The following is a 23986-nucleotide window of genomic DNA, read 5'->3' as shown; positions in this document are numbered from 1 at the left end:
AGAGGAGTCCTGCCATGAGCACTGTGGACAGCTTCGGTTCCAAAGGCGTACTGAATGTAGCCGGCACCGATTATGAAATTTTCCGGTTGAACTCCGTTGAGGGCGCAGACCGCCTTCCGTTCAGCCTTAAGGTATTGCTTGAAAACCTCCTGCGGACGGAAGATGGCGCCAATATAACGGCCGACCACGTCCGCGCCCTGGCCGGCTGGGACCCGGATGCCCAGCCGGACACCGAGATCCAGTTCACCCCCGCCCGGGTCATCATGCAGGACTTCACCGGGGTTCCCTGTGTGGTTGACCTTGCCACCATGCGTGAAGCCATCAAGGACCTCGGCGGCGACCCCAAGCGCGTCAACCCGCTGGCTCCGGCTGAGATGGTCATCGATCACTCCGTGCAGATCGACGCCTTCGGCAACTCCGGCGCCCTTGAGCGCAACATGGAGATCGAATACCAGCGCAACGGCGAGCGTTACCAGTTCCTGCGCTGGGGCCAGACTGCTTTTGACGACTTCAAGGTTGTTCCCCCGGGAACCGGCATCGTCCACCAGGTCAACATCGAATACCTGGCACGCACCGTCATGACCCGCTCGGTGGACACCGAGACAGGCACAGTCCTCCGCGCCTACCCCGACACCTGCGTCGGCACGGACTCGCACACCACCATGGTCAACGGCCTCGGCGTGCTGGGCTGGGGCGTGGGCGGCATCGAAGCCGAGGCTGCCATGCTGGGCCAGCCCGTCTCCATGCTGATCCCGCGCGTTGTCGGCTTCAAGCTCACGGGCTCCATTCCCGCTGGCGCTACCGCCACGGACGTCGTCCTGACCATCACTGAGCAGCTGCGCAACCACGGTGTGGTCGGCAAGTTCGTGGAGTTCTACGGCGAAGGCGTTGCGGCTGTGCCGCTGGCCAACCGCGCCACCATCGGCAACATGAGCCCGGAGTTCGGTTCCACGGCAGCGATGTTCCCGATCGACGACGTCACACTCGAGTACTTGCGCCTCACCGGCCGCTCCGATCAGAACGTCGCCCTGGTCGAGGCGTACGCGAAGGAACAGGGCCTCTGGCACGATCCCTCGCACGAGATCAAGTTCTCCGAGTACCTCGAGCTGGACCTGTCCACGGTTGTTCCCTCCATCTCGGGCCCGAAGCGTCCCCAGGACCGCATCATCCTCACGGAGTCCAAGGCCCAGTTCCGCGAGGACCTGCGCAACTACGTGAAGGAAGACCTTGCAGACGGAAGCCTGGACGAAGCGATTGACGAGAGCTTCCCGGCCTCCGACTCGCCGTCGTTCACCGCCTCCACGACGCACCTGGCCGAAGTAGCGCCGCACGCACACGGCCCGAAGTCGAACGGTCGCCCGTCGAACAAAGTGAGCGTCACAACAGCTGACGGCCGCGAATTCGAACTGGACCACGGTGCCGTTTCGATCGCTTCGATCACGTCCTGCACCAACACGTCCAACCCATCCGTGATGCTTGCTGCCGCGCTGCTCGCCCGCAACGCCGTGGACAAGGGCCTCGCCTCCAAGCCGTGGGTCAAGACTTCTGTCGCTCCCGGCTCCAAGGTTGTCACCGACTACTACGAGAAGTCCGGCCTGACTCCCTACCTGGAGAAGCTCGGCTTCTACATCGTGGGCTACGGCTGCGCAACCTGCATCGGCAACTCCGGACCGCTCGACGCCGAAATCTCGGAGGCCATCCAGGCCAACGACCTTTCCGTCACGGCTGTCCTCTCCGGTAACCGCAACTTCGAAGGCCGCATCAACCCGGACGTCAAGATGAACTACCTGGCCTCCCCGCCGCTGGTCATCGCCTACGCCCTGGCCGGAACCATGGACTTCGACTTCGACGCCGATCCGCTGGGCCAGGACCAGGACGGCAACGATGTCTTCTTGAAGGACATTTGGCCGAACCCCGTCGAGGTCCAGAAGGTCATCGATTCCTCGATCGACAAGGAAATGTTCGCCCGCGGCTACGAAGGCGTCTTCGACGGCGACGACCGCTGGAAGGCACTCGAGACCCCGGCAGGCGACACCTTCGCCTGGGACGCGAAGTCCACGTACGTGCGGAAGCCCCCGTACTTCGAAGGCATGAAAGCGCAGCCGGAACCGGTAACGGACATCGCCGGCGCCCGCGTGCTGCTGAAGCTGGGCGATTCGGTCACCACCGACCACATCTCCCCGGCCGGCTCCTTCAAGTCGGACACCCCGGCAGGTCAGTACCTTCTGGCCAACGGTGTGGAGCGCAAGGACTTCAACTCTTACGGTTCACGCCGTGGCAACCACGAGGTCATGATCCGCGGAACGTTCGCGAACATCCGCATCAAGAACCAGTTGCTCGCGGACTTCAACGACGGTGTGGGCGTCGAGGGTGGCTTCACCCGCGACTTCACCCAGGCGGACGGCCCCCAGGCCTACGTCTACGACGCTGCCCAGAACTACCAGGCAGCCGGCACCCCGCTCGTGGTCCTGGCCGGTAAGGAGTACGGCTCCGGCTCTTCCCGTGACTGGGCTGCCAAGGGAACCGCATTGCTGGGTGTGAAGGCTGTCATCGCCGAAAGCTACGAGCGGATCCACCGCTCCAACCTCATCGGCATGGGCGTCCTCCCGCTGCAGTACCCGGCCGGCCAATCCGCTGCATCGCTGGGCCTGGTCGGCACGGAAACGTTCTCCGTCGAGGGCGTCACCGAGCTGAACAACGGCACGACGCCGAGGACGCTCAAGGTCACGGCAACGGCCGAGGACGGCAGCACCAAGTCCTTCGATGCCGTGTTGCGCATCGATACGCCGGGCGAAGCGGACTACTACCGCAACGGCGGCATCCTGCAGTACGTGCTTCGGCAAATCTCGGCACACTAGCGCGAACTCCGCCTGAGCCGAAAGGCAACAGCTACAGCCCCGGCTGGTCATCGACCGGCCGGGGCTGTAGCCTTTCCTGCGGCTTGGTGCCGGCCAAGGCGTTAGAGTTGTATAGCACGTCAATCACCCTAAGGAGGGGCCGTTGGGACTTTTGGAGACAATCCGGAACCCGCAGGACCTGAGCAAGCTCACCAGCCAGCAGTTGGAGCAGCTTGCAGGCGAGATCAGGACTTTCCTCATCACCAACGTCGCTCAAACGGGTGGTCACCTTGGACCGAACCTTGGCGTGGTGGAACTCACGATGGCCATCCACAAAGTCTTCGATTCGCCGCGCGACAGCATCGTTTTCGACACCGGCCATCAGTCCTACGTCCACAAATTGCTGACCGGCAGGCAGGATTTCAGCACCCTCCGGCAGCAAGGGGGAATGTCCGGCTACCCCGATCGGGCCGAGTCCGAGCACGACATCGTGGAGAGTTCCCACGCGTCCTCTTCCTTGTCCTGGGCCGACGGTATCTCCCGGGCCCGCCAGTTGACCGGTGAGGGCGATCGCTGCGTTGTCGCCGTCGTCGGAGACGGCGCCCTGACGGGCGGCATGGCGTGGGAGGCGATCAACAACATCGCCGCCGACAAGCGGCGCCGCGTGGTGATCGTCGTCAATGACAACGGGCGCTCCTATGCCCCTACCGTCGGCGGTGTGGCAGACTACCTCGCTTCATTGCGCCCCACGATCGACTCCCTCCGGGCAGCGCCCACCTATGAAGTCGTGCTGGAGTGGTGGAAGAAGAAACTTCAGAGCGGCGGACCGATCGGCCAGTTCACCTATAAGAGCCTGCATGCCATGAAGAAGGGCATCAAGGATTGGTGGGCTCCGCAAGGCATGTTCGAAGACCTCGGCATGAAGTACATCGGCCCTGTCGACGGCCACAACATGCGTGCCCTTGAGCACGCGCTCACTACTGCCCGCAATTACGGCGGCCCCGTGATCGTCCACGCGATGACCGAAAAGGGCCACGGTTACGCACCTGCCCTCGCCAACGAGGCGGACCAGTTCCACGCCGTCGGGATCATCGATCCCGAAACCGGCGAACCCACCGAAGCCGGTGGAGCCCGATCGTGGACATCCGTGTTCGCCGAGGAAATCGCGGACATTGCCGATGAACGCGAAGACATCGTAGGCATCACCGGGGCCATGCTGATCCCCGTCGGATTGCACACGTTCGCGGAACGGCACCCGGAACGAGTGATCGACGTCGGCATCGCCGAACAGCACGCCCTCACCTCGGCCGCTGGCATGGCCTTCGGTGGACTGCACCCGGTCGTCGCCGTTTACGCCACGTTCCTGAACCGTGCGTTCGACCAGCTCCTCATGGACGTTGCCCTGCACAAAGCCGGAGTGACGGTGGTGTTGGACCGCGCCGGCGTGACAGGTCCGGACGGAGCCAGCCACCACGGCATGTGGGACATGGCGATGGTCCAGATCGTGCCGGGGCTGCACCTTGCGGCTCCGCGCGATGCCAGCCGCCTGCGGGAAGAACTCCGCGAGGCGGTTGCCATCTCCGATGCCCCCAGCGTGGTGCGCTTCTCCAAAGGCAGTGTGGGAAGTGAGATCGAAGCGATCGAACGGCTTTCCGACGGCGTCGACGTGCTGGCGCGCCGCCCCGAAGGCTCCACCGAGAACGATGTCCTGATTGTCAGCGTGGGCGCAATGTCCGAACTCGCCCTCGACGTCGCGTCCCGGCTCGGATCCCAAGGCATCAGTTCCACAGTGGTGGATCCGCGGTGGGTCCTGCCTGTACGCAAATCCATCATTGCCCTCGCAGCCCGGCACCGATTGGTGATCTGCATCGAAGACGGCGTCCGTGCGGGCGGCGTCGGCTCCCGGATTCGCCAGGAGATGCGCGCGGCCGGCGTGGACACGGCCCTCAACGAGGTGGGGCTTCCGGTCGAATTCCTCGAGCATGGAACCAGGAGCCAGGTCCTCGAGCGGGTGGGGCTTACCGCCCAACAGATAACGCACGACGTCGTCGCGCAGGTCCTGGGGACAAAGGTGCCTTTCGCGCGGCCACTGCCAGGACAGGAACATCCCAGCACAGGCAGTCTCCCCAAGCTGTGAACGGCCTGTTCCGGCCGCTATCAAACAAACAGGCACCCTTCGACGGCACAGGTCCAAACAGTACCTGCGCGGAGTGGTTCAGAAAAGGACTGGCATGAGCGGTATCATCCGCACGTATAAGCGCGACGACGAAGCGGTCCTGCATTTCCGGGAGGCTTGGTATGACGACGAATTCAAGCAGTTCGTCATCAACCACGGGGTCGTAGGACACCAGAGCAGTACTGACGAAACCGACGTCGAGGACGAATCCGCCGTGGAAGGACTCATGACCGCCTTCGCCGTGCAATGCGAAGAGGACGGCTATGCGGAGATTCCCGAGGCAGAGCAGTTCTGGGTGGTCGCGCAGATTGCATTGAAGACGAAGGACGGCACCGACCGCGACCGCTACCTTGAACGCAAAGCCAAGGCCGCGCTGACGAGCGAACTGGCATGGCGGGGCCTCGGTACCGTGGATCGATCCGAAATCGGCGAATCGAAGCTCAACATTTTCTGCCTGTGCCCGGACGTCAACAAGGCCGTCAACGCCATCAAGGTGTGCATCCGGGGAGAAGACCTGGACTTCACCAAGCTGAGCATCGCGGCCGCACCCCATGCCGAACCCTCCGCATTCAAAGTGAAACACTCGCCGAAAACCGGGGCGGGCTTTACTCTCTAAGGACCATATCTCCGCTTCGAAGGGACAAACATGGCGCCCAAGAGCAACTGGCCCGGACACACTCCGCTGCCCAAGGGCTTGTCCGCTCCCGCACGGAGGGCACTCGCCCACGAGGGTCTGGAAACCTTGGAACAGCTTGCCGAATTCGGTGAGGGGCGGGTGGCGGCCCTGCACGGCATGGGCCCCAAGGTCATGGCCCAGTTGCACGACGCGATGGAAGAGGCAGGAATCGCCTTCGGATCCTGAACGGGCGGATCGGCCCCAGCTTGCGTTGTAGGGTGAAACCATGACTGAATATCGCCGTCTTGGAAATTCCGGATTGACCGTCTCAGTAGTCGGTTTGGGGTGCAACAACCTCGGCCGGGCCAATACGGCCACGGAATCGCAGGAGGGTACCAACGCGGTAGTGCATGCCGCCTTGGATGCCGGCGTGACCCTTTTCGATGTTGCAGACGTCTATGGCCGGGAACCCGGCCTCAGTGAGACCATGTTGGGCGTCGCCCTGAAAGGCCGCAGGGACGACGCCATCGTGGCCACGAAATTCGGCATGGACATGCACGGCTCCAACGGCAACGATTTTGGTGCCCGGGGATCGCGACGCTACATCATCCAGGCCGCCGAGGCATCGCTGCGCCGCCTCGGCACGGACTGGATTGACCTGTACCAGTACCACACCCCGGACCTTCTCACCCCTGTTGACGAGACCCTCGCCGCCCTCGACGACCTCGTGACAAGCGGCAAGGTCCGTTACCTTGGCCATTCCAACCGCGCAGGCTGGCAGATCGCCGAAGCCGAATACGTCGCCCGGATGCAGGGCGGTGCGCGGTTCATTTCGACCCAGAACCACTACAACCTGCTGGACCGTCGCGCGGAGCTCGAAGTGCTGCCGGCCGCCCAGGCCTTCGGGCTCGGTGTCCTGCCGTATTTCCCCTTGGCGAACGGCCTCCTGACGGGCAAGTATGCTCCTGGCAACGCCCCGGAAGGATCGCGCCTCAGCCACACGCGGACCAACATGGTCAACGACGCCGACTGGGTCCAGCTGGGCCGGTTCAGCCAATTCGCCAAGGAGCGGGACTTGAACGAATTGCAGCTTGCCTTTTCCTGGCTGGCCGCCCAGCCCGCAGTCAGCAGCGTGATTGCGGGTGCCACCCGCCCGGCGCAAATCACCGAAAACGCGAAAGCCGTGCGATGGGTACCCACGGCAGAAGAACGCGCCGAACTGGATGGCATCTTCCCGCGTATGCCCAAGGTTGCCCTTTTCTGAGGAGCGTTCCATGAGCGGGGAGCAGGCAGCGGCTGCAGGCCAGCGCGAGTCCGTGAGTTTGCTCGTGGACTGCGACACGGGAATCGATGACGCCCTCGCCTTGGCCTATTTGTGCAGCCAGCCGCATGTGGAGCTCGTTGCCGTGAGCAGCACCCCGGGCAATGTTGCGGCGGAGCAGGTGGCACGCAATAACCTGTCCCTGCTCGAGTTGTGTGGCCGCCCCGACGTGCCCGTGGCCATCGGTGCGCGGGCGCCCCTGCGGATCCCGCTGACCACCACGCCGGAAACCCACGGGCCCCAAGGCGTCGGCTACGCCGAGCTACCGGAACCGCACGGAAAAGTGCACGACGCCGACGCCGTCGAGCTCTGGGTCGAAGCGGCCCGGTCACGGCCGGGGGCGCTGACCGCCCTGCTGACGGCGCCCCTCACCAACTTCGCCCTCGCCCTGCGGGCCGAGCCGCGGCTACCGGAGCTGCTGCGCGGCGTCGTGATCATGGGTGGCAGCTACTACTACCAGGGCAACACGACGCCCACCGCCGAGTGGAACACGCACGTTGATCCGCACGCAGCGGCCGAGGTGTTTGCAGCCTTCTCCGGACTTCCTGAGGAACGCCTGCCCGTCGTGTGCGCCCTGGAGACCACGGAACGGATCGAACTGAGACCCGAACACGTGGCCGCCCTGGCTTCCGAGGCGGGTTGCACGGAGCCGGAACTTGTCCTTCCGGAGCAGCCCGAAGGGCGGCGCAGCACGGCCTCGAACGAACTCGTGCGGCACGTCAGCGATATGCTTCGCTTCTATTTCGAGTTCCATCGCCACTACGGCCAGGGCTACGTGGCGCACATCCACGACTACTTCGCAGCGTCCGTCGCCGCCGGAACCGCCAGGTACAAGACCCGCACGGCGACAGTGCACGTCGAGACGGCAGCCCCGAGGCTCATCGGAACCACTGTGGCGGACTTCCGCGGACTGTGGGGCGAGCCTCCCAACGCGCGCATCGTCTCGGAGAACCACCCAAGCGAGGCCTTTGCCGAATTGGCGGGCTCATTGGGAGGCCTTGCCCGGAGGCTGTCGGACACTGCTGGGCGCGAGCGTCCCTGAAACGAGGTGGAACATGACGGATCCGTTGACGGCCCCGAGATCGGTGCGGGAATGGTTGCCGCGCTGGGCGCGTTGCTCGTCTCCGGCAGCGGCCACGTCGGTGGGCTGAAGTACAGATCGGCGGATCTGCTCAATACCTCCCTGGCAGGTGCCGGGGGAGCAGCGGCGGGCATGCTGGGCAGCGTCATGCAACCGTGGAGCAGCATCCTGATCGTCGCTCTCGCTGCCCTCGCTACCGTTTTTGGTGGTCTTCGGCCGAGCGCAGCCAAGGCAAGCACGCAAGCCATCGTCTTCATGATTATCGGCGCGTCCCTCGCCTCAAGTGCGGTGCCGATCGACACCCTGCTTTGGTTCTTCGCAGCCGGTGCGCTCGGGGGAAGCTTGTTGACGCTGCTGGTGTTCGGCGTCGAATACCGCCTCCTGGGTAAGACCGCCTCGGAGGTTGACCCTGCCCGCCGTTCCTGGCACAAGGACCTCGGGGCATGGCGACGCCGTTTGGCAACCCTGTCCGGATGGCAGTACACGCTGCGCTTGACGAGTTGCATGATCGTCGCCCAGGTTGTGGCGAATCTCGTGCGGGGTCCACACTCCCAGTGGATCCTGCTGACGGTTGTCCTCGTGGTCCAACGCGACCACCGGGCCGGACTGACGCGCACCTTCCAGCGAGGCCTGGGTACCGCGCTGGGCGTCGTCGTGGGCGGGCTGCTTCTCGGTGCCCTCCCGATCTGGGCGACGGTCGGCATCATCTGCGTCGTCGGGGCAGCCCGGCAATACCTCAAGGCCGCCAACTACACGGCCTATGCCTTGGTCATGACCCCGCTTGTCGCGGTGCTCAGCGGCCTGGGGCACCAGATTTCTCCGTCGCTCCTGGGCGAGCGCTTGATCGACACCACGATTGGCTGCCTCATTTCGCTGGTGATCGGCTATGCCGCCTGGCGCGGTGCGCGGCAGGCGGCATAGCCGAATTCACGAGCGGCCGGAACGGGAAATCGTCCTGCGGCGGGCGCAACCGGAAAGCTACCCGGCAGCCGGCTTCGAAGCGATCCCGGGTGCCAGGAAGCGCTTGCCGTTGACACGCTCGGAGGCGCCCACCCGGTCCAAATAGGGTGTGATCCCGCCCAGGAACATCGGCCAGCCAGCACCGAGGATGACGCAGAGGTCGATGTCTTCAGGTCCGGCCACCACGCCTTCGGAGAGCATGAGCCCGATTTCCTCCGCCAATGCGTCCTGCGTGCGACGCAGGACTTCCTCGGCCGTGGAAGGCGTGGTGCCGAAGGACATGAGCGCCAAGGTATCGGCCGGGATGACCGGCTTTCCCTCAGGACCAGGCGCCCAGAGGGACTTCACTCCGTTGTCGATCAGCTTCTGGAGGTTCTGGGATACCGCGAAACGTTCGCCGAAGGCTGCGTGGAGCGATTCCTGGACGTGCTGGGCGACCGGAAGGCCCACCATCGCGCTGAGGGTGAACGGACTCATCGGCAGGCCCATGGGGCGCAGCGCCGAGTCGGCTACTTCCGCGGGCGTGCCTTCGTCGAACGCGGCAATGACTTCGCCCATGAGCCGCAGCAGGATCCGGTTGACGACGAAAGCGGCTGCGTCCTTGACCAGCACGGCTGTCTTCTTCAAGCCCTTGGCGAGCTCGAACGCGGTGGCCAGGACGGCGTCGTCGGTCTTCGGAGCACGCACGATTTCCAGGAGCGGCATGACCGCAACCGGGTTGAAGAAATGGAATCCGACCAGGCGCTCCGGGTACTGCAGATCCTCAGCCATCGCGGTCACGGACAGCGAGGACGTGTTGGTGGCGAGGATGCATTCGGGAGAGACGATCGCTTCCACTTCCGCGAAGACCTGCTTCTTGACATTCAGTTCTTCGAAGACAGCTTCAATGACGAAGTCGGCATCGGCGAATGAGTCTTTGGAGACGGAGCCGGTGACCAGGGCCTTGGTCCGGTTGGCGGCGTCGGAGCTGATCCGCTTCTTGCCGAGCAGCTTGTCCACCTCCGCATGGACGTAGGCAACTCCCTTGTCCACGCGCTCCTGGTCGACGTCTGTCAGGACGACGGGCACTTTGAGCTGGCGTGCGAACAGCAGGGCGAGCTGGCTCGCCATCAGGCCGGCACCCACGACGCCGATCTTCGTCACCGGGCGTGCGAGCTTGCGGTCGGGCGCACCGGCAGGCCGCTTGGAGCGTTTCTGCACGAGGTCCAGGAAGGCGTAGACGGTGGAACGGAACTCGTCCGTCTGCATCAACTCCGCAAGCGTCTCGCATTCGAGGGCCGCGGATTCCGCCTTGCCCATGGTCCGGTTGGCCTCGAGGATATCCAGCACCTTCGCCGGAGCCGGTGATGCGTTTGAGGTCTTGGCTTCCACGAATCCCCGGCCCGCTGCCACGGCGCCGGCCCAGCGTTCGGCAACGGCTGGATCCGCCGGATCCACGGAGTTGCTCCGTTCCGGGACGACTTCGCCCGCGATCACCTTCGCAGCCCAGGCAATGGACTGCTCCACGAAATCCGCGGGTTCGAAGATGGTGTCGGCAATGCCTAGCTGGAAAGCCTGGGGGCCGGTGAGCGTGCGGTTGTTGCTCAGCGGGTTCTCGATCATGACCTTGACGGCGTTTTCCGGGCCAATGAGTCGCGGCAGGATGTAGACACCGCCCCAGCCAGGGACGAGCCCGATGAAGGCTTCGGGCAAAGCGAGGGCGCCCGCGCCGGTCGAGACCGTACGGTACGTGGACTGGAGGGCGATTTCGAGGCCGCCACCTAGCGCGAGGCCATTGATGAAGGCGAAGCTGGGAACACCCAGCTCGGCAAGCGTCGCGTAGACGTCGTGGCCGAGCTGCGCCATCCACAGGCCGTGTTCGCGCTCTTCGAGTTGTTTGACCGCTGAGAGGTCCGCTCCGGCCACCAGGAAGTACGGCTTGCCCGTGACGCCGACGCCGACGATCCCGCCGCGCGCCGCGCGGTCCTTGAGGCCTTCGAGCACTGTCCCGAGCTCGACGAGGGTATTGGGTCCAAGGGTGGTGGGCTTGGTGTGGTCCAGGCCATTGTCGAGGGTGATCAGCGCGAACGTTCCAGCATTGCCGGGGAGTTCGATGTCCTGGACATAGGAGTGGGTCACTGTCTCGTCCGGGAACAGTTCGGCCAGTTTCTGGAATTCGGCGGCGCTCATGCTGCGGCTCCCTTGCTCTCGGTGTCGACGGAGGTCCCTGTTGCGCTGTTGTAGCCGTTGTAGCTGTTGTAGTCCACGTGACGCGGGTTCTCCCAGATTACTGTGGCGCCCATTCCCAAGCCGATACACATGGTCGTTATGCCGTACCGGACGGACGGGTCTTCCTCGAACTGGCGGGCCAGCTGGTTCATGAGCCGTACGCCGGACGATGCGAGGGGATGCCCGACGGCGATTGCCCCGCCATAGCGGTTGACGCGCGGGTCGTCGTCGGAGATTCCGAAGTGGTCCAGGAAGCTCAGGACCTGAACGGCGAAGGCCTCGTTGATCTCGAAAAGGCCGATGTCCCCGATGCAGAGTCCGGCGTTCTTGAGGGCCTTCTCGGTGGCCGGGACCGGTCCGATGCCCATGACTTCAGGTTCGACACCGGCGAAGGCATAGGAGACCAAGCGCATCTTCACGGACAGGCCGAGCTCCTCGGCAGCTTCGGCGGAGGCCAGGACTGCCGCCGTCGCGCCGTCGTTCAAGCCGGCGGCATTGCCTGCGGTGACCCGGCCGTGGGCCCTGAACGGCGTGCGCAGCTCCGCGAGGTCATCCACCGTGGTCCCTGGGCGCGGCGGCTCGTCGGTGGTGTTCACCGTCCAGCCTTTGCCGGGCTTCATCGTGGCGACCGGGACCAAGTCGGGCTGGATCTGGCCCTTGCCGTAGGCGGCGGCAAGTTTTGCCTGGGATGCCGCGGCGTAGGAGTCCGTTCGCTCCTTAGTGATGGACGGGAAACGGTCGTGCAGGTTCTCGGCGGTGTTGCCCATGTTCAAGGCGGCCGGATCCACGATCCGCTCGGACATGAACCTGGGGTTGGGATCCGCGCCGGCGCCCATGGGGTGGTTGCCCATGTGCTCCACACCGCCCGCAATCACGACGTCGTATGCGCCGAAACCGATGCCGCTCGCCGTCGTCGTGACCGCGGTCATTGCTCCGGCGCACATGCGGTCGATCGCAAAGCCGGGCACGCTGCGGGGGAGGCCGGCCAGGAGGGCGGCGGTGCGGCCGATGGTCAAGCCCTGGTCGCCGGCCTGCGTCGTAGCGGCGATGGCAACTTCGTCAACGCGTTCGGCAGGCAGGCCCGGATTGCGGCGCATCAGTTCGCGGATGCACTTGACCACGAGGTCATCGGCGCGGGTGCCCGCATAGATGCCTTTTTCGCCCGCTTTGCCGAACGGCGTCCGGACACCGTCCACGAAGACGACGTCGCGGACTGCCCGCGGCTTGGCGCTGTTCCCGGTGTGGCTCATGTGTGACTCCTCGTTGAGACATGGATGCCGGACAGCCCTCGCAGGGTAGCCGGTGTCATTCACCGCCATGTTACTCGCCAGTAACTTAGTGCGCAAGGTGCTCAATACCGATCCTCGCTCACGTATGGAGGGTTCCCGACGGATCCTCGCTCACGTATGAAGGGTTCCCGATGGACCCTCGCTCACGTATGAAGGGTTCCCGATGGACCCTCGCTCACATCATTAAAGAATGCACTTGGAGAAGGGCCTGTATGTGAGCGAGGGTTGTGGCTGGAGGGCCTGTATGTGAGCGAGGGTTGTGGCTGGAGGGCCTGTATGTGAGCGAGGGTTGTGGCTGGAGGGCCTGTATGTGAGCGAGGGTTGTGGCTGGAGGGCCTGTATGTGAGCAAGGGTTGTGCTTGAAGGGCCTGTATGTGAGCGGGCGTCTCAAGGGGAGTGCGGGAATCTCGGGCTAAGGGGCCGGGGTCCGTTCCTTGGAAGCCGGGCTCCGTGGTTCCTTGGGTTCCTTGGGTTCCTTGGGCGGCAGCGGTTGCGGATTCAGTGACGCCTCGGTGAGGATCGGCGCCGTGATGGCGATTTGCCAGTCGCGGGCGCCGAGCGCGCGCAACTCTTCCGACACGGACTCCACCGTGATGTCCGACGGCGGCCGCCACAGCACGCGCCTCATGTAATCCGGAGTGAGCAGGTTCTCCACGGGAAGCTTGAGCCCATCGGCCGCCTCCTGAAGCCGGGGCCGGGCAGTCCCCAAGCGGGCCGCGGCTTCGGGATCGCGGTCTGTCCAGACACGCGGTGGCGGGGGAGCGTTGGTTGGAAGATGCAGAGGCGGAAGGTCTTCGGTGTTCCGCGCGCCGGCAATACAGCGCAGCCAGCGTGGTGCTTCGCGCTGCGCGGCCCGCCCGTGGAAGCCTTTGGTGGCCAGGAGCTGCGGAACGGTTGTGGGCATGGCCTTGGCAGCGGCGACCAGGGCGGAGTCGGGAATGAGGCGGCTGGGAGCAACATCCCGTTTCCGCGCGAGCTGATCCCGTTCGTACCAAAGCTCGCGCACGGCAGTCAACTGACGGCGGTCACGGATCTGGTGCAGTCCGGAGGTCTTGCGCCACGGGTCCACCCTCGGGGCTGGAAGGCCCGCGCCGAGGATGCCGGCGAATTCCTGTTCGGCAAATTCCAGCTTGCCGTCCGCTTCCAGGAGTTCAATGAGTTCTTCGCGCAGTTCGGCGAGCACCTCGACGTCGAGGGCCGCGTACCGCAGCCAGGGTTCGGGGAGAGGGCGGGTGGACCAGTCGGCGGCCGAGTGTTCCTTGGCGAGGCCGAAGCCCAGGAGCTGCTCGATGACAGCTGCGAGGCCCACGCGGGGCAGTCCGGCAAGGCGTGCGGCGAGTTCCGTGTCGAAGAGCTTGTCGGGCCACATGCCAAGCTCGGCCAGGCACGGAAGATCCTGCGTCGCGGCGTGCAGGATCCACTCGACGCCGCGCAGCGCTTCGTTGATGATTTTCAGGTCATCGAAGGGTTCGGGGTCGATCAGCCAGGTGCCTGCGCCGTCCCGCCTGATCTGCACGAGGAAGGCACGCTGCCCGTAGCGGAAGCCGGAGGCACGTTCGGCGTCGACCCCGGCTGGGCCGGATCCCGCGGCGATGGCAGCGGCGCACCGCTCCAGGCCGGCCAGGGTGTCGATGACAAGGGGAACGCCCTCGCGCGGGGCATCCAGATCGATGATCTCGGGTATCCGGCCTTCGGAGCCGTCTACCGTGATGTGTGGTGTGGGATCAGCAGCCGGAGCGCCGGCTGTGGTGGGTTCCAGATTTTCAGGGGTCATGGTGCCTTCAGTTTACCGACTCTGTGCGGGGCCGCTCCGGCCAGGGATTCGAGCGGACTTTCACGGACTTCATGTGAGCCGCCGATTAGGCAGGGGAATGACGCCGGGAGGCAGGGGAGGGAGCCCCGCGAACGTGCAGACCATGTCGCACCATGCCTCCAGATGGGCCTGGACATCTGAAGACGCAGGCGTCCATGAGGCACGGAGTTCTATGTCAATGGTTTCCGGTCTCTCGGCCAGCGTCCCGAAACTCTCGGACAGGATGCGTGTGGCAGTTCCGCCTGCCGCGCGGTACTGGGCCGAATGGTTCTCGAGGGCGTCCACGAGCCATGTCCAGGCCACGGAACCGAGCATGGCATCGTTGCCCATGTCGGCTTCCAGCTGCGCCCGGATATAGGTGACGATCCGGAATTCCCCGTCCCATACAGCCGAGCCGTCTGGATCGTGGAGCAAGATGAACCTGCCTGTTGCGAGCTCATCGTCTTCATCATCGGCCGTTCCAGGCGAGCCCGGGGTGTTCTCGCTGGAGAATGCCATGGCCGCGGGGCCATGGACAGGGGTCCGGCCCGGACGCGTCGACCTGCTGAAGACCTCTGCCCCCAAGGCCACGGCGTAGGGGGCCAAGCGGGAGGGGGCCGGGATTTCCGCGAGCCGCAGCTCGCTCCGGCACTTTGCTTTTCGTAGCGTTCCCAACGCATGCAAGAAATCCGCGGGAACTTGTGCGAGTGCGTTCACCTTCGCAGATTATGTGTCAGGGGCGGCGAAACCTTGAAGCCACGCCGCCCCGTCGGGTGCCCTATGCGGACGCCAGTTCGCGCTTGATTGCGGCAACGAAGGAATCGATGTCCTCTTCCGTGGTGTCGAAGGAACACATCCAGCGCACCTCGCGGTTCGCTTCGTTCCAGTCGTAGAACTTGAAGGAGGAGCGGAGCCGATCGGCGACGCCGGCGGGGAGCACCGCGAAGACGCCGTTGGACTCCGTGGCCTGCGTAGGCTCCACACCCTCGATGGAGTCGACCGCCGCCCGCAGCCGTGAGGCCATGGCATTTGCGTGTTCCGCAGAGCGAAGCCACAGCCCGGACTCAAGAAGAGCGATGAACTGGGCCGAAATGAAGCGCATCTTGGAGGCCAGCTGCATGTTCATCTTGCGCAGGAACTTCAGCCCATGGGCGGTCTCCGGATTCAGGGCAACCACTACTTCGCCGAACAGCAGCCCGTTCTTGGTGCCGCCGAAGGACAAGATGTCCACGCCGGCGTCGCGGGTGAACCTCCGCAACGGCACGCCAAGGTGGGCGGCGGCATTGGCGAGCCGCGCGCCGTCCATGTGCAGTTTCATGCCCTTGGCATGGATGTGGTCGGCGATTGCCCGGACTTCTTCCGGGGTATAGCACGTGCCGAGCTCCGTGGTCTGCGTGATGGAGACGGCCAAGGGCTGCGCGCGGTGCTCGTCGCCCCAGCCCCAGGCTTCGCGGTCGATCAATTCCGGAGTCAGCTTGCCGTCCGACGTCGGGACCTGGAGGAGCTTGATGCCGCCGATCCGCTCCGGCGCGCCGTTCTCGTCCATGTTGATGTGCGCGGTCGAGGCGCAAATGACGGCACCCCAGCGCGGCAGCAGTGACTGCAGGGACAACACGTTGGCTCCGGTCCCGTTGAAGACGGGGAAGCACTCGATGCCTGTGCCGAAGTGCTGCTCCATGACTTCCTGGAGCCGTTCCGTGTACTGGTCCTCGCCGTAGGACACCTGGTGGCCGCCATTGGCCGCGGCGAGGGCTGCCAGGATTTCAGGGTGGACGCCGGAGTAGTTGTCCGAGGCGAAACCGCGGACAGAGGGATCGTGGAGGCGCCCACTGGCTTCCATATCGAGGGCAGCCGGGAATTCTTGTGTAGTGCTCGTCACTTGTTCATTCACGCTTTCAGTCTATTTGGCCAGGAGGAGGCGCTGTCCGTTCAGTTCCGCGGCCGGCTTGTCGAAGAGCCCGACGGCGGCCGCTGCCAAGTCCTCGACGCCCGTGTATCCGGGGAATTTCCGCTCTGGATGTTCCCTCCGCATCGCCGCGTCGAGGAGTGATTTGACCACGAAGACGACAGCTGCGCTGTGCTGCTCCGTGGGTTCGTCCCTGTTGCCTGATTGATCACGGCGGAACCCGTCGGCCATCGCCAGGGTCCAGGTCTCCGCGGCAGCTTTGGCCGCCGCGTAGGTGGCGGCTCCGGCGGTAGGTGCGGTGACCGCCGTCGAACTCACCATGGCGAAACGTCCCGCGGGGGAGGAAGCGAGATCCGTGTAGAAGACCCGGGAGACGTTTCTCAGGGTGGTGATGGCGCTTTGTTCAAGGGCGGCCCAGTCTTCGTCCGGCTGGTCTTCGATTCCCTTGGCGCCGCGCCAGCCTCCCACCAGGTGGATGACGCCGTCGACCCTTTCCGTGCTCCCGTGGATCTCCGATGCGAGTTCGCGCACGGACTCCAACCGGGAAAGATCGCACACGAGGGGAGTGACGTCGTCGCCCGCCTCGGCCGCTGCGGCCTTGATGCGGGCCTCGTTCGAGCCGATCGTGAAGACCCGGTGCCCGGCCAGCGCGAAGGCGCGGGCCACGGCGATGCCGGAAGAGTTGCTGCCACCGGTGACGACGACAGTCAGCGGTTCGCCCGTCATGAGGCCGCGGTCTGTCCGCTAGTTCCGGTGATACCGGTGGTTGATTCGATGATCGGACGCATTTTCTTCTCCAGTGCTTCGTAGAACATGGACAGGGGGAATTCGTCGTCGAGGACCTGGTCGGTGAGGCCGCGGGGCGGCCCGTCGAGCGGCAGTGCCTCTGGGCCCTTCGCCCAGACCGAAGCCGGGTGGGGAGTGACCGTACCGGAAATGAGTTTATACGCTGCGAGCCAGTGGGCAGCCTTGGGGCGGTCGATCGAGCGCCAGTACAGTTCTTCGATCCGGGCACCGAGCTCGATGACGACGTCGGCGGCCTCGTCCCAGTCGATGCTGAGCTTGCTGTCGGTCCAGTGCAGGACGTGGTGCTGGTGCATCCAGGCGAAGAGGAGCTGGCCGCCCAGGCCATCGTAGTTGCGGACCCGGTTGCCCGTGATTGCGAAGCGGAAGATACGGTCGAAGATGACGGCGTACTGGACGAGCTTCGCGTGGCGCCGGGCGTCGGGCGAAGCATCCTCGTCCTTCTCGATCCGGACGGATTCGCGGAAGGCTGTCAGGTCGCAGCGGAGCTCTTCGAGTGAATAAAGGAAGAACGGCATCCGCTGCTTGATCATGAACGGATCGAAGGGAAGGTCGCCGCGCATGTGGGTTCGGTCATGGATCAGGTCCCACATGACGAACGTCCGCTGCGTGAGTTCCTGGTCATACAACAGCTCAGCGGCATCCGCGGGCAGCTGCAGGGATGTCGTTGCGGCGGCTGCTTTGAGGACGCGGCGGAAGCGTGCGGCCTCGCGGTCGGCGAAGATGGCGCCCCACGTGAAGGCAGGCGTTTCCCGCACTGCGACGGTCTCGGGAAAGAGCACGGCCGAATTGGTGTCGTAGCCGGGGGTGAAGTCCAGGAAACGAATGGGTACGAACAGCTTGTTGGAGTAGTCGCCGGCCTCCAATGCGCCGATGAACTCGGGCCAGATCACCTCGATCAGGACAGCTTCCACAAGACGGCTCGTACTGCCGTTCTGGGTGTACATGGGAAACACCACGAGGTGCTGGAGCCCGTCTTCGCGGTGTTCCTGCGGCTGGAAGGCCAGCAGCGAGTCGAGGAAGTCCGGGACTCCGAAGCCGGCGTCGGCCCAACGGCTGAAATCCGTGACGAGGAGTTCGAGATAGGCGGCGTCGTGCGGGAACGCAGGAGCCAGGCTCTTGATGGCCTCCATGATGGCGGCTGTGTATGCCCTGGCGGCCTCGTGGTGGAGGGAATCCTGGATGGAACCATCCTGGACCTGGAACGCCTGGAGGGCAGTGGCTGCGGCCTTCAGGGAGATCCAGTCCCGGTTGTCCGAGGTGATGCGCGGACGGGTGGTGGTAACGGTGGTGGTCATCGTCGACGGTGCCTTTCCTCAAGAATCATTGTTCTGAGGTGAGCGTAGCAAGCGTCCAGAGTCGCTAATTCAAAAGTGGCTCGAGCATAAGAAACTCTTTTGCAAATGGTTCCGGCAGCCCCCGGAAGATCCAGCCCGGGGAGGGCTGGCCGGCCTTGGCGTGGGATCCAGGGCGCGGACTTACTGCCCGGGACTACCGCCCGGCCGCGGACTCGACAAGCTTGAGCGAAACGGAGTTTATGCAATACCGCTGGTCGGTAGGTGTGCCGTAGCCCTCACCCTCGAAAACGTGTCCCAAGTGTGAATCGCAATTGGCGCAGCGGACCTCCACCCGTTCCATTCCCAAAGCACGGTCATGCAGGTACCGCACGGTGCCTTCCGCGAGCGGTGCCCAGAAGGACGGCCAGCCACAATGGGAATCGAATTTCTCGTTGCTCGTGAAAAGCTCTGCGCCGCACGCGCGGCACTGGTAAACGCCTGCTGTATGGGTGTCCCAGTACTCACCCGTGTACGGGCGTTCCGTTCCGGCCTGGCGAAGGACCCTGAACTCCTCCGGGCTAAGTTCCGCGCGCCACTCCGCATCCGTTTTTTCCAGGCATTGCCCGTCCTTCGGGACATCCTGGAGGGGAACCCCGGCCAAGGGGTCCGCGGACTGGAAGTACTTCTTGTTATCTGCAGTGCTCATGCTCTCTCAACGTTCACGAGTCGCCGATAAATCCCGAGCCCGCATAGAGATGCAGCACGGGCAGCCCCAACTGGTCCTGGGCCTTGTTCGCCCAGTCTGTGTGGAAAGTATCGGCAATCGCGTGCGGGCGCGTGACCACGACGGCCTGTGCCGCATTGAGTGCCTTGACCTTGGACACCAAGCCCGCCACGGCACCGCCGTCGACGATTTCACCAGTCACCCCGCCGCCCAGCCCGTCCAAGGCCGCGAGCGACGCCGACAAGGCCTCCGCGGCCTGGGCCCGCTCCGACTGTGGGTCCGGTGCATCCGCGAGTAGATCCCGGAATGCCTTGGCAACATCAAGCAAGGAGAGGTTCTCGAGGAAGTCCACCAACAAGTGCCGGTTTCCTCCCGGGAGGAAACGCCACGGAGGGCGCTGTTCGGAACACGGCCCCGCAACCGGGAGAATGGTCACATGGCATCCATGACCCGAGCTGCGCCAACCGTTGAGAACGGTGCGAAAATGTCCGCCCGCGCCAAATGGACCGTTGCGGGGATCGTTGCTGGAAGCAGCATTGCCGGCTTGCTGGGCGCAGGGTCTTCGGCGCTCGCAGCCTATTTCGCCCGGCGGGTCATCACCCCCTCAGTGCGCGGGGCTGACCAAGAGGTATTGGCAGTGGTACGTGGCGACAAGGGGCTTCAGGTCATCCTCGCAGCTACCCCGGACACAACCATCGACGGCGTGTTCAGCCTCTTCTTCGCGGGCGGGACAGGGGTCGCGCGGATCGGACGGATCGTTTCCTATTCGCCCGCGGAGCGGACGGTGCAGCGCGAAGTCGAGGAAGTCTACAGCGGGGATCTGGCAACGGCCCGGCGCGGGTGGTGGAGCGGTGCTGTCTACGACTCTCCGGCGGCGCTTGGCCTGGATTCGGAAGATATACAGATCGACGTCGAAGGTGGCAAGGCGCCTGCGTGGCTGATTCCGTCAGGCTCAGGGAAGCCCGCGAAGCTGTGGGCGATCATGGTCCATGGCCGTGGTGCTACCCGCCTCGAAGGCTTGCGCGCGGTGCGCGTCGCGCACGATCTCGGACTCGACAGCCTGCTGGTTTCCTACCGGAACGACGGCCTGGCGCCGTCCGCCCCGGACGGCCGCTACGGCCTGGGGTCCACGGAATGGCACGACGTCGACGCCGCCATTGAGTACGCACTCGCCCACGGCGCCCACGAAGTGGTCCTGTTCGGATGGTCGATGGGCGGGGCGATCTGCCTGCAGACGGCCGATCTTTCGCATCACCGCCATGTGATCAGGGCCATGGTCCTGGACGCGCCGGTGATCAACTGGGTCAACGTCCTCGCACACCACGCGCAGATCAACAGGATCCCCTACGCCGTAGGCCGTTACGGGCAGTTGATGTTGGGGCACCCGTTGGGCCGGCGCCTCACCGGACTGGCCGCGCCCGTCGACTTGAAGGCAATGGACTGGGATGCCCGCGCCGTCGAACTGCGGACTCCGACGCTGGTAATCCACAGTGTGGATGATGAGTACGTTCCGTACGAACCTTCGGCCAGCCTCGCCGAAAAGAATCCGGACATGGTCACCTTTGAACCCTTCGAAGGCGCGCGCCACACGAAAGAGTGGAACGTGGATCCGCAGAAGTGGGAGCGCCTGGTGCGCTCATGGCTCGCTCCGCGGCTCGCGCCCCGTGGCGGGCCGGCGTCGGATTGAGGGCGGGCCGGCGGCGGCTTGAGAGTACCTGTGCGGCTCCCGACGTTTGCTAAGGGCTGCCGATCGGGGCAGTCAGGGCGCCGGTCAGCCGGATGAGGTCTGCGGGATCCAGCTCAATGTCCAGGCCACGGCGTCCACCGGAAACGAGGACCGTGCCGAAGGCCAACGCAGATTCGTCGAGCACAGTGGGCGATGGCTGGCATTGGCCCAGCGGGGAAATTCCGCCCAAGACGTAGCCCGTGCGTCGCTCCGCAGCCTTGGGATCGGCCATGGCGGCCTTCTTGGATCCGAGAGCCGCGGCAATTGCCTTGAGGTCAAGGGTGCCACTCACCGGGACGATGCCCACCGCTAGCCTGCCTTCAATGTCCACCATCAAGGTCTTGAAGACACGGCCGGGATCGATACCCAGGACCTCGGCCGCCTCAAGCCCGTAGCTGGCCGCCGAAGGATCATGCGGATAGGGGTGCAGCGTGAAAGGAACGCCGGCCGCAGCCAGTACGGCTGTGGCCGGCGTTCCCTGTGAAGCCTGTTTCTTGGCCATTCCCGGTGCTCCGGCTCAGGACGACAAGCGGTCCACCGCGGCGACTTTGCGCTTGATCCGCCCCAGCATGGCCGTCATGCCCCGCATGCGCAGCGGGGTGATTGCCCGGGTGAGGCCCAGCAGTTCCGGCATGTCATCCGGAACAGCCAGGATCTCGGCGGCAGTCAGCCCGTCCAGGCCCTCGTGCAAAACGCCCGCAAAACCGCGCGTGGTGGGCGCTTCCGGTGGTGCTTTGAAGAACAAACGGTAGGCGACACCGTCGGGCTTCTTTTCCTGCTCGATAGTCAGGAACAGCGGCGACTGGCACTCCACCACTTGCTCCAGGAGCTCAGGGTGGTCCAGCAGCCGTTCCGGCAAGGCCGGGAGCCCGCGCGAGAAATCAAGCAACAGCTGAAGGCGATCGGGCTCGGTCAGTGCCTGGAAGTCATCGACAATTTCCGCCAGTGCGGCGGGCAACGTATTGGTACTCATCACTTCCAGCTTACGCACGTCCGGGCCGGTCTGGCTCCCGTTGCTTCAATATGGCCACACCCATGGCGAGGCACAGGGGGTTCCGGGGTTACTTTCCGGCGAGTGCGGGGACGGAGCCTCGCTCAGCGCCCTTGACGATCGGGACGCGCACGGCATTGCCCCACTCCGTCCAGGAACCGTCGTAGTTGCGGACCGTTTCGAAACCAAGCAGGTACTTCAGTGCGAACCAGGTGTGGCTGGAACGCTCGCCGATGCGGCAGTACGCCACGACATCGTCGCCTTCCGTGAGTCCGGCTTCTCCGAGGTAGAGGGCCTCAAGTTCGGTCCGGTTACGGTAGGTGCCATCTTCGGCAGCGGCGCGTGCCCATGGGATGGAGGCTGCAGTGGGGATGTGGCCCCCGCGCAGGGCGCCCTCTTCGGGGTAGGCCGGCATGTGGGTGCGCTGGCCGGTGTATTCCTCGGGGGAGCGGACGTCGATCAACGGCTTGCCGAAGTGAGCCAGGACGTCATCCTTGAAGGCGCGGATGGGGGCGTCGTTCCGTTCGATCGCGGGGTACTCGCCCGGGGTGGGCTGGGGGACGTCCGTGGTGATTTCGCGGCCTTCGGCGATCCACTTGTCGCGGCCGCCGTCCAGGAGCCGGACGTCTTCGTGGCCGAAGAGCGTGAAAACCCAGAGGGCGTATGCTGCCCACCAGTTGGACTTGTCGCCGTAGATCACCACGGTGGTGTCCCGCGAGATGCCTTTGGCGGCTGCCAGGGCTGCGAACGCTTCACCATCGACGTAATCCCGGGTGACTTCATCGTTCAGGTCCGTATGCCAGTCGATCTTCACTGCGCCCGGAATATGGCCGGTCTCGTAGAGAAGGACGTCTTCGTCGGATTCGACAACAACCAGCTTGCCGTCGCCAAGCGCACCGCCTTCAAGTGCCGCGGCAAGCCACTCGGTGGACACCAGGCGTTCGGGGTGGGCGTACGCGGCGAACTTCTCGTTCTGTTCAACGGGGTAGGACATGGGTATGGCCTTTCACTGACACTTTCACTGACACCGGGCGGCGCCGGGCGATAAGACGTGCCCGGGCATTAATCCCACAGTATCGAGGGCCGGGGCCTAAAGCTCCTCCCCGTTCATATGGTGAAATATGGCCTTCATCACGTGTCCGCCCGGGGCGTGGCATTCCCGGTATTCTTGCTGGGGACTTACGACACGAAGAACGGACCGCATTGGTACAGATCGAACAGCTCGTCGCGCGCACGCCGGCGGTCTCAGCGGATGAGATTCTGAAGGGTTTCTACCCTTCGCCACGGTTCGGAGAGGTGTCCTTCAAAAGCTACCGGCCTGATCCGAACCAGCCCAGCCAAGCCGCAGCGGTCAAGGCCTTGGAAGTGTTTGGGGCGACGGTGGGAGCTGGTGACGGAGACGGCCTGTTCAAGCGCCTTTTCGGCAAGAAGGTCAACAGCCGGGCGGGCATCTACCTCGACGGCGGATTCGGCGTCGGAAAGACCCACCTCCTGGCTTCCCTGTGGCACTCGGCTCCGGGGCCGAAAGCCTTCGGGACGTTCGTGGAGTACACCAACCTGGTGGGCGCCCTGTCCTTCCGGAAGACCGTGGAGGCTTTGAGCAGCTACAAGCTTGTTTGCATTGACGAATTTGAGCTCGACGACCCGGGCGACACGGTGCTGATGTCCCGCCTCATGCGTGAATTGTCCGACGCCGGTGTGAAGCTCGCTGCCACGTCCAACACTTTGCCTGGTTCACTCGGGGACGGCCGCTTTGCCGCCGTCGACTTCCAGCGGGAGATCCAGGTCCTTGCGGACCAGTTCGATGTTGTCAGGATCGACGGGGAAGACTTCAGGCACCGCGGCTTGCCCGCAGCTCCGGCACCGTTGAAGACCGAAGACCTCAAGAGGCAGATGCATGCCGAGTTCGATGGCCAGACCGTGGCCATGGACGATTTCCGCGGCCTGATCGACCACCTTGCCGGTGTGCATCCCAGCCGTTATCGCAAGCTGATCTCAGGAATCGATGCTGTTGTCTGGCGCAACGTCGAGACCATTACGGAGCAGGCCGTCGCCCTTCGCTTCGTGGTGCTGGCCGACCGTCTTTACGACAAGGATGTCCCGATCCTTGCCAGCGGCGTGCCCTTCGACAAGCTCTTCACCGAGGAAATGATGACCGGCGGGTACATGAAGAAGTACTTCCGCGCCGTGTCCCGTCTGACCGCCCTGGCACGTGAGGGCCAAAACCACGAGCCTTCTTAAAGATTGGGGCAGGCCCTTTCGTGTCGCGTTCCGCGCC

Annotated in this window: 21 protein-coding genes; 9 read left to right on the top strand and 12 right to left on the bottom strand. The window is 64.5% G+C overall.

Annotated elements, in window-relative coordinates:
- Window positions 1-14: 14 nt before the first annotated feature.
- The 7 genes from AB4Z38_RS05960 (at window position 15) to AB4Z38_RS05930 (ending at window position 8952) form a co-directional block, all read left to right on the top strand.
- Entirely contained in the window at window positions 15-2858 is a 2844-nt protein-coding gene (locus tag AB4Z38_RS05960; protein ID WP_441428859.1) for an aconitate hydratase, read from the top strand.
- A 142-nt stretch (window positions 2859-3000) separates the two neighbouring features.
- Window positions 3001-4974: a 1-deoxy-D-xylulose-5-phosphate synthase gene (gene dxs, locus AB4Z38_RS05955; protein WP_441428858.1), complete on the top strand. Its 1974-nt coding sequence runs from the start codon at window positions 3001-3003 to the stop codon at window positions 4972-4974.
- A 94-nt stretch (window positions 4975-5068) separates the two neighbouring features.
- The gene (locus tag AB4Z38_RS05950) at window positions 5069-5629 is read left to right on the top strand and encodes a hypothetical protein (RefSeq protein ID WP_441428857.1); all 561 of its coding nucleotides are present in this window, start codon (window positions 5069-5071) and stop codon (window positions 5627-5629) included.
- Window positions 5630-5659: 30 nt separating this feature from the next.
- Window positions 5660-5875 carry a hypothetical protein gene (locus AB4Z38_RS05945; RefSeq protein ID WP_028266791.1) on the top strand — a complete coding sequence of 72 codons (216 nt, stop codon included), beginning with the start codon at window positions 5660-5662 and terminating at the stop codon, window positions 5873-5875.
- A gap of 40 nt (window positions 5876-5915) precedes the next feature.
- Window positions 5916-6893, top strand: a complete 978-nt coding sequence (locus AB4Z38_RS05940; RefSeq protein WP_441428856.1) for an aldo/keto reductase — start codon at window positions 5916-5918, stop codon at window positions 6891-6893.
- 10 nt (window positions 6894-6903) lie between these two features.
- Complete coding sequence (locus AB4Z38_RS05935) at window positions 6904-7992, top strand: nucleoside hydrolase (protein WP_441428855.1); 1089 nt, start codon at window positions 6904-6906, stop codon at window positions 7990-7992.
- 6 nt (window positions 7993-7998) lie between these two features.
- A complete protein-coding gene (locus AB4Z38_RS05930; protein ID WP_441428854.1) occupies window positions 7999-8952 on the top strand; it encodes an FUSC family protein in 954 nt (317 codons plus the stop codon).
- 57 nt (window positions 8953-9009) lie between these two features.
- Here the strand turns inward: AB4Z38_RS05930 and AB4Z38_RS05925 are convergent, their stop codons facing one another.
- The 9 genes from AB4Z38_RS05925 to AB4Z38_RS05885 all read right to left on the bottom strand — a co-directional run bounded on the left by AB4Z38_RS05925 (window position 9010) and on the right by AB4Z38_RS05885 (window position 19427).
- Window positions 9010-11160, bottom strand: a complete 2151-nt coding sequence (locus AB4Z38_RS05925) for a 3-hydroxyacyl-CoA dehydrogenase NAD-binding domain-containing protein (RefSeq protein WP_441428853.1) — start codon at window positions 11158-11160, stop codon at window positions 9010-9012.
- Window positions 11157-12449, bottom strand: coding sequence for a thiolase family protein (locus tag AB4Z38_RS05920; protein ID WP_441428852.1), 1293 nt, complete (start codon window positions 12447-12449; stop codon window positions 11157-11159). The genes AB4Z38_RS05925 and AB4Z38_RS05920 overlap by 4 nt, the downstream gene beginning before the upstream one ends.
- A 451-nt stretch (window positions 12450-12900) precedes the next feature.
- Entirely contained in the window at window positions 12901-14262 is a 1362-nt protein-coding gene (locus AB4Z38_RS05915) for an HRDC domain-containing protein (RefSeq protein WP_441428851.1), read from the bottom strand.
- A gap of 69 nt (window positions 14263-14331) precedes the next feature.
- Window positions 14332-14997: a DUF3000 domain-containing protein gene (locus AB4Z38_RS05910; RefSeq protein WP_441428850.1), complete on the bottom strand. Its 666-nt coding sequence runs from the start codon at window positions 14995-14997 to the stop codon at window positions 14332-14334.
- A 61-nt stretch (window positions 14998-15058) separates the two neighbouring features.
- Complete coding sequence (locus AB4Z38_RS05905; protein WP_441428929.1) at window positions 15059-16120, bottom strand: threonine aldolase family protein; 1062 nt, start codon at window positions 16118-16120, stop codon at window positions 15059-15061.
- Between the two features lie 60 nt (window positions 16121-16180).
- Window positions 16181-16912, bottom strand: coding sequence for an SDR family oxidoreductase (locus tag AB4Z38_RS05900; protein ID WP_441428849.1), 732 nt, complete (start codon window positions 16910-16912; stop codon window positions 16181-16183).
- Window positions 16909-18288, bottom strand: coding sequence for a DUF6421 family protein (locus AB4Z38_RS05895; RefSeq protein ID WP_441428848.1), 1380 nt, complete (start codon window positions 18286-18288; stop codon window positions 16909-16911). The genes AB4Z38_RS05900 and AB4Z38_RS05895 overlap by 4 nt, the downstream gene beginning before the upstream one ends.
- A 193-nt stretch (window positions 18289-18481) precedes the next feature.
- Window positions 18482-18973: a peptide-methionine (R)-S-oxide reductase MsrB gene (gene msrB / locus AB4Z38_RS05890; RefSeq protein WP_441428847.1), complete on the bottom strand. Its 492-nt coding sequence runs from the start codon at window positions 18971-18973 to the stop codon at window positions 18482-18484.
- A 13-nt stretch (window positions 18974-18986) separates the two neighbouring features.
- The gene (locus AB4Z38_RS05885) at window positions 18987-19427 is read right to left on the bottom strand and encodes a hypothetical protein (RefSeq protein WP_441428846.1); all 441 of its coding nucleotides are present in this window, start codon (window positions 19425-19427) and stop codon (window positions 18987-18989) included.
- 9 nt (window positions 19428-19436) lie between these two features.
- Between AB4Z38_RS05885 and AB4Z38_RS05880 the strand changes: the two genes are divergently transcribed.
- Window positions 19437-20678, top strand: coding sequence for an alpha/beta hydrolase family protein (locus tag AB4Z38_RS05880; RefSeq protein WP_441428928.1), 1242 nt, complete (start codon window positions 19437-19439; stop codon window positions 20676-20678).
- Window positions 20679-20727: 49 nt separating this feature from the next.
- On the opposite strand, the gene ybaK is transcribed toward AB4Z38_RS05880, so the two are convergent.
- From ybaK to AB4Z38_RS05865, 3 genes are all read right to left on the bottom strand, one after another.
- On the bottom strand, window positions 20728-21219 hold the full coding sequence (gene ybaK, locus AB4Z38_RS05875) for a Cys-tRNA(Pro) deacylase (RefSeq protein ID WP_441428845.1): 492 nt from the start codon (window positions 21217-21219) through the stop codon (window positions 20728-20730).
- A 15-nt stretch (window positions 21220-21234) separates the two neighbouring features.
- Window positions 21235-21690 (bottom strand): SufE family protein, encoded by a 456-nt coding sequence (locus AB4Z38_RS05870; protein ID WP_441428844.1) that lies wholly within the window; start codon window positions 21688-21690, stop codon window positions 21235-21237.
- A gap of 88 nt (window positions 21691-21778) precedes the next feature.
- Window positions 21779-22702: a sulfurtransferase gene (locus tag AB4Z38_RS05865; protein WP_441428843.1), complete on the bottom strand. Its 924-nt coding sequence runs from the start codon at window positions 22700-22702 to the stop codon at window positions 21779-21781.
- 209 nt (window positions 22703-22911) lie between these two features.
- Between AB4Z38_RS05865 and zapE the strand changes: the two genes are divergently transcribed.
- Window positions 22912-23949 carry a cell division protein ZapE gene (gene zapE / locus AB4Z38_RS05860; RefSeq protein ID WP_284981488.1) on the top strand — a complete coding sequence of 346 codons (1038 nt, stop codon included), beginning with the start codon at window positions 22912-22914 and terminating at the stop codon, window positions 23947-23949.
- The last annotated feature ends 37 nt before the right edge of the window (window positions 23950-23986 follow it).

Origin of the sequence: Arthrobacter sp. 2RAF6, from assembly GCF_052115205.1 — a bacterium.
Classification (GTDB): domain Bacteria; phylum Actinomycetota; class Actinomycetes; order Actinomycetales; family Micrococcaceae; genus Arthrobacter.
Note: the sequence above shows the minus strand (reverse complement) of the source record. Positions and strands in the feature narration are given on the sequence as shown.

Coding starts and splice junctions, on each gene's coding strand:
- AB4Z38_RS05960 (WP_441428859.1), top strand. CDS start 15: ATGAGCACTGTGGACAGCTTCGGTTCCAAAGGCGTACTGAATGTAGCC.
- AB4Z38_RS05950 (WP_441428857.1), top strand. CDS start 5,069: ATGAGCGGTATCATCCGCACGTATAAGCGCGACGACGAAGCGGTCCTG.
- AB4Z38_RS05945 (WP_028266791.1), top strand. CDS start 5,660: ATGGCGCCCAAGAGCAACTGGCCCGGACACACTCCGCTGCCCAAGGGC.
- AB4Z38_RS05940 (WP_441428856.1), top strand. CDS start 5,916: ATGACTGAATATCGCCGTCTTGGAAATTCCGGATTGACCGTCTCAGTA.
- AB4Z38_RS05935 (WP_441428855.1), top strand. CDS start 6,904: ATGAGCGGGGAGCAGGCAGCGGCTGCAGGCCAGCGCGAGTCCGTGAGT.
- AB4Z38_RS05925 (WP_441428853.1), bottom strand. CDS start 11,160: ATGAGCGCCGCCGAATTCCAGAAACTGGCCGAACTGTTCCCGGACGAG.
- AB4Z38_RS05920 (WP_441428852.1), bottom strand. CDS start 12,449: ATGAGCCACACCGGGAACAGCGCCAAGCCGCGGGCAGTCCGCGACGTC.
- AB4Z38_RS05915 (WP_441428851.1), bottom strand. CDS start 14,262: ATGACCCCTGAAAATCTGGAACCCACCACAGCCGGCGCTCCGGCTGCT.
- AB4Z38_RS05905 (WP_441428929.1), bottom strand. CDS start 16,120: ATGGAAGCCAGTGGGCGCCTCCACGATCCCTCTGTCCGCGGTTTCGCC.
- AB4Z38_RS05900 (WP_441428849.1), bottom strand. CDS start 16,912: ATGACGGGCGAACCGCTGACTGTCGTCGTCACCGGTGGCAGCAACTCT.
- AB4Z38_RS05895 (WP_441428848.1), bottom strand. CDS start 18,288: ATGACCACCACCGTTACCACCACCCGTCCGCGCATCACCTCGGACAAC.
- msrB (WP_441428847.1), bottom strand. CDS start 18,973: ATGAGCACTGCAGATAACAAGAAGTACTTCCAGTCCGCGGACCCCTTG.
- AB4Z38_RS05880 (WP_441428928.1), top strand. CDS start 19,437: ATGACCCGAGCTGCGCCAACCGTTGAGAACGGTGCGAAAATGTCCGCC.
- ybaK (WP_441428845.1), bottom strand. CDS start 21,219: ATGGCCAAGAAACAGGCTTCACAGGGAACGCCGGCCACAGCCGTACTG.
- AB4Z38_RS05870 (WP_441428844.1), bottom strand. CDS start 21,690: ATGAGTACCAATACGTTGCCCGCCGCACTGGCGGAAATTGTCGATGAC.
- AB4Z38_RS05865 (WP_441428843.1), bottom strand. CDS start 22,702: ATGTCCTACCCCGTTGAACAGAACGAGAAGTTCGCCGCGTACGCCCAC.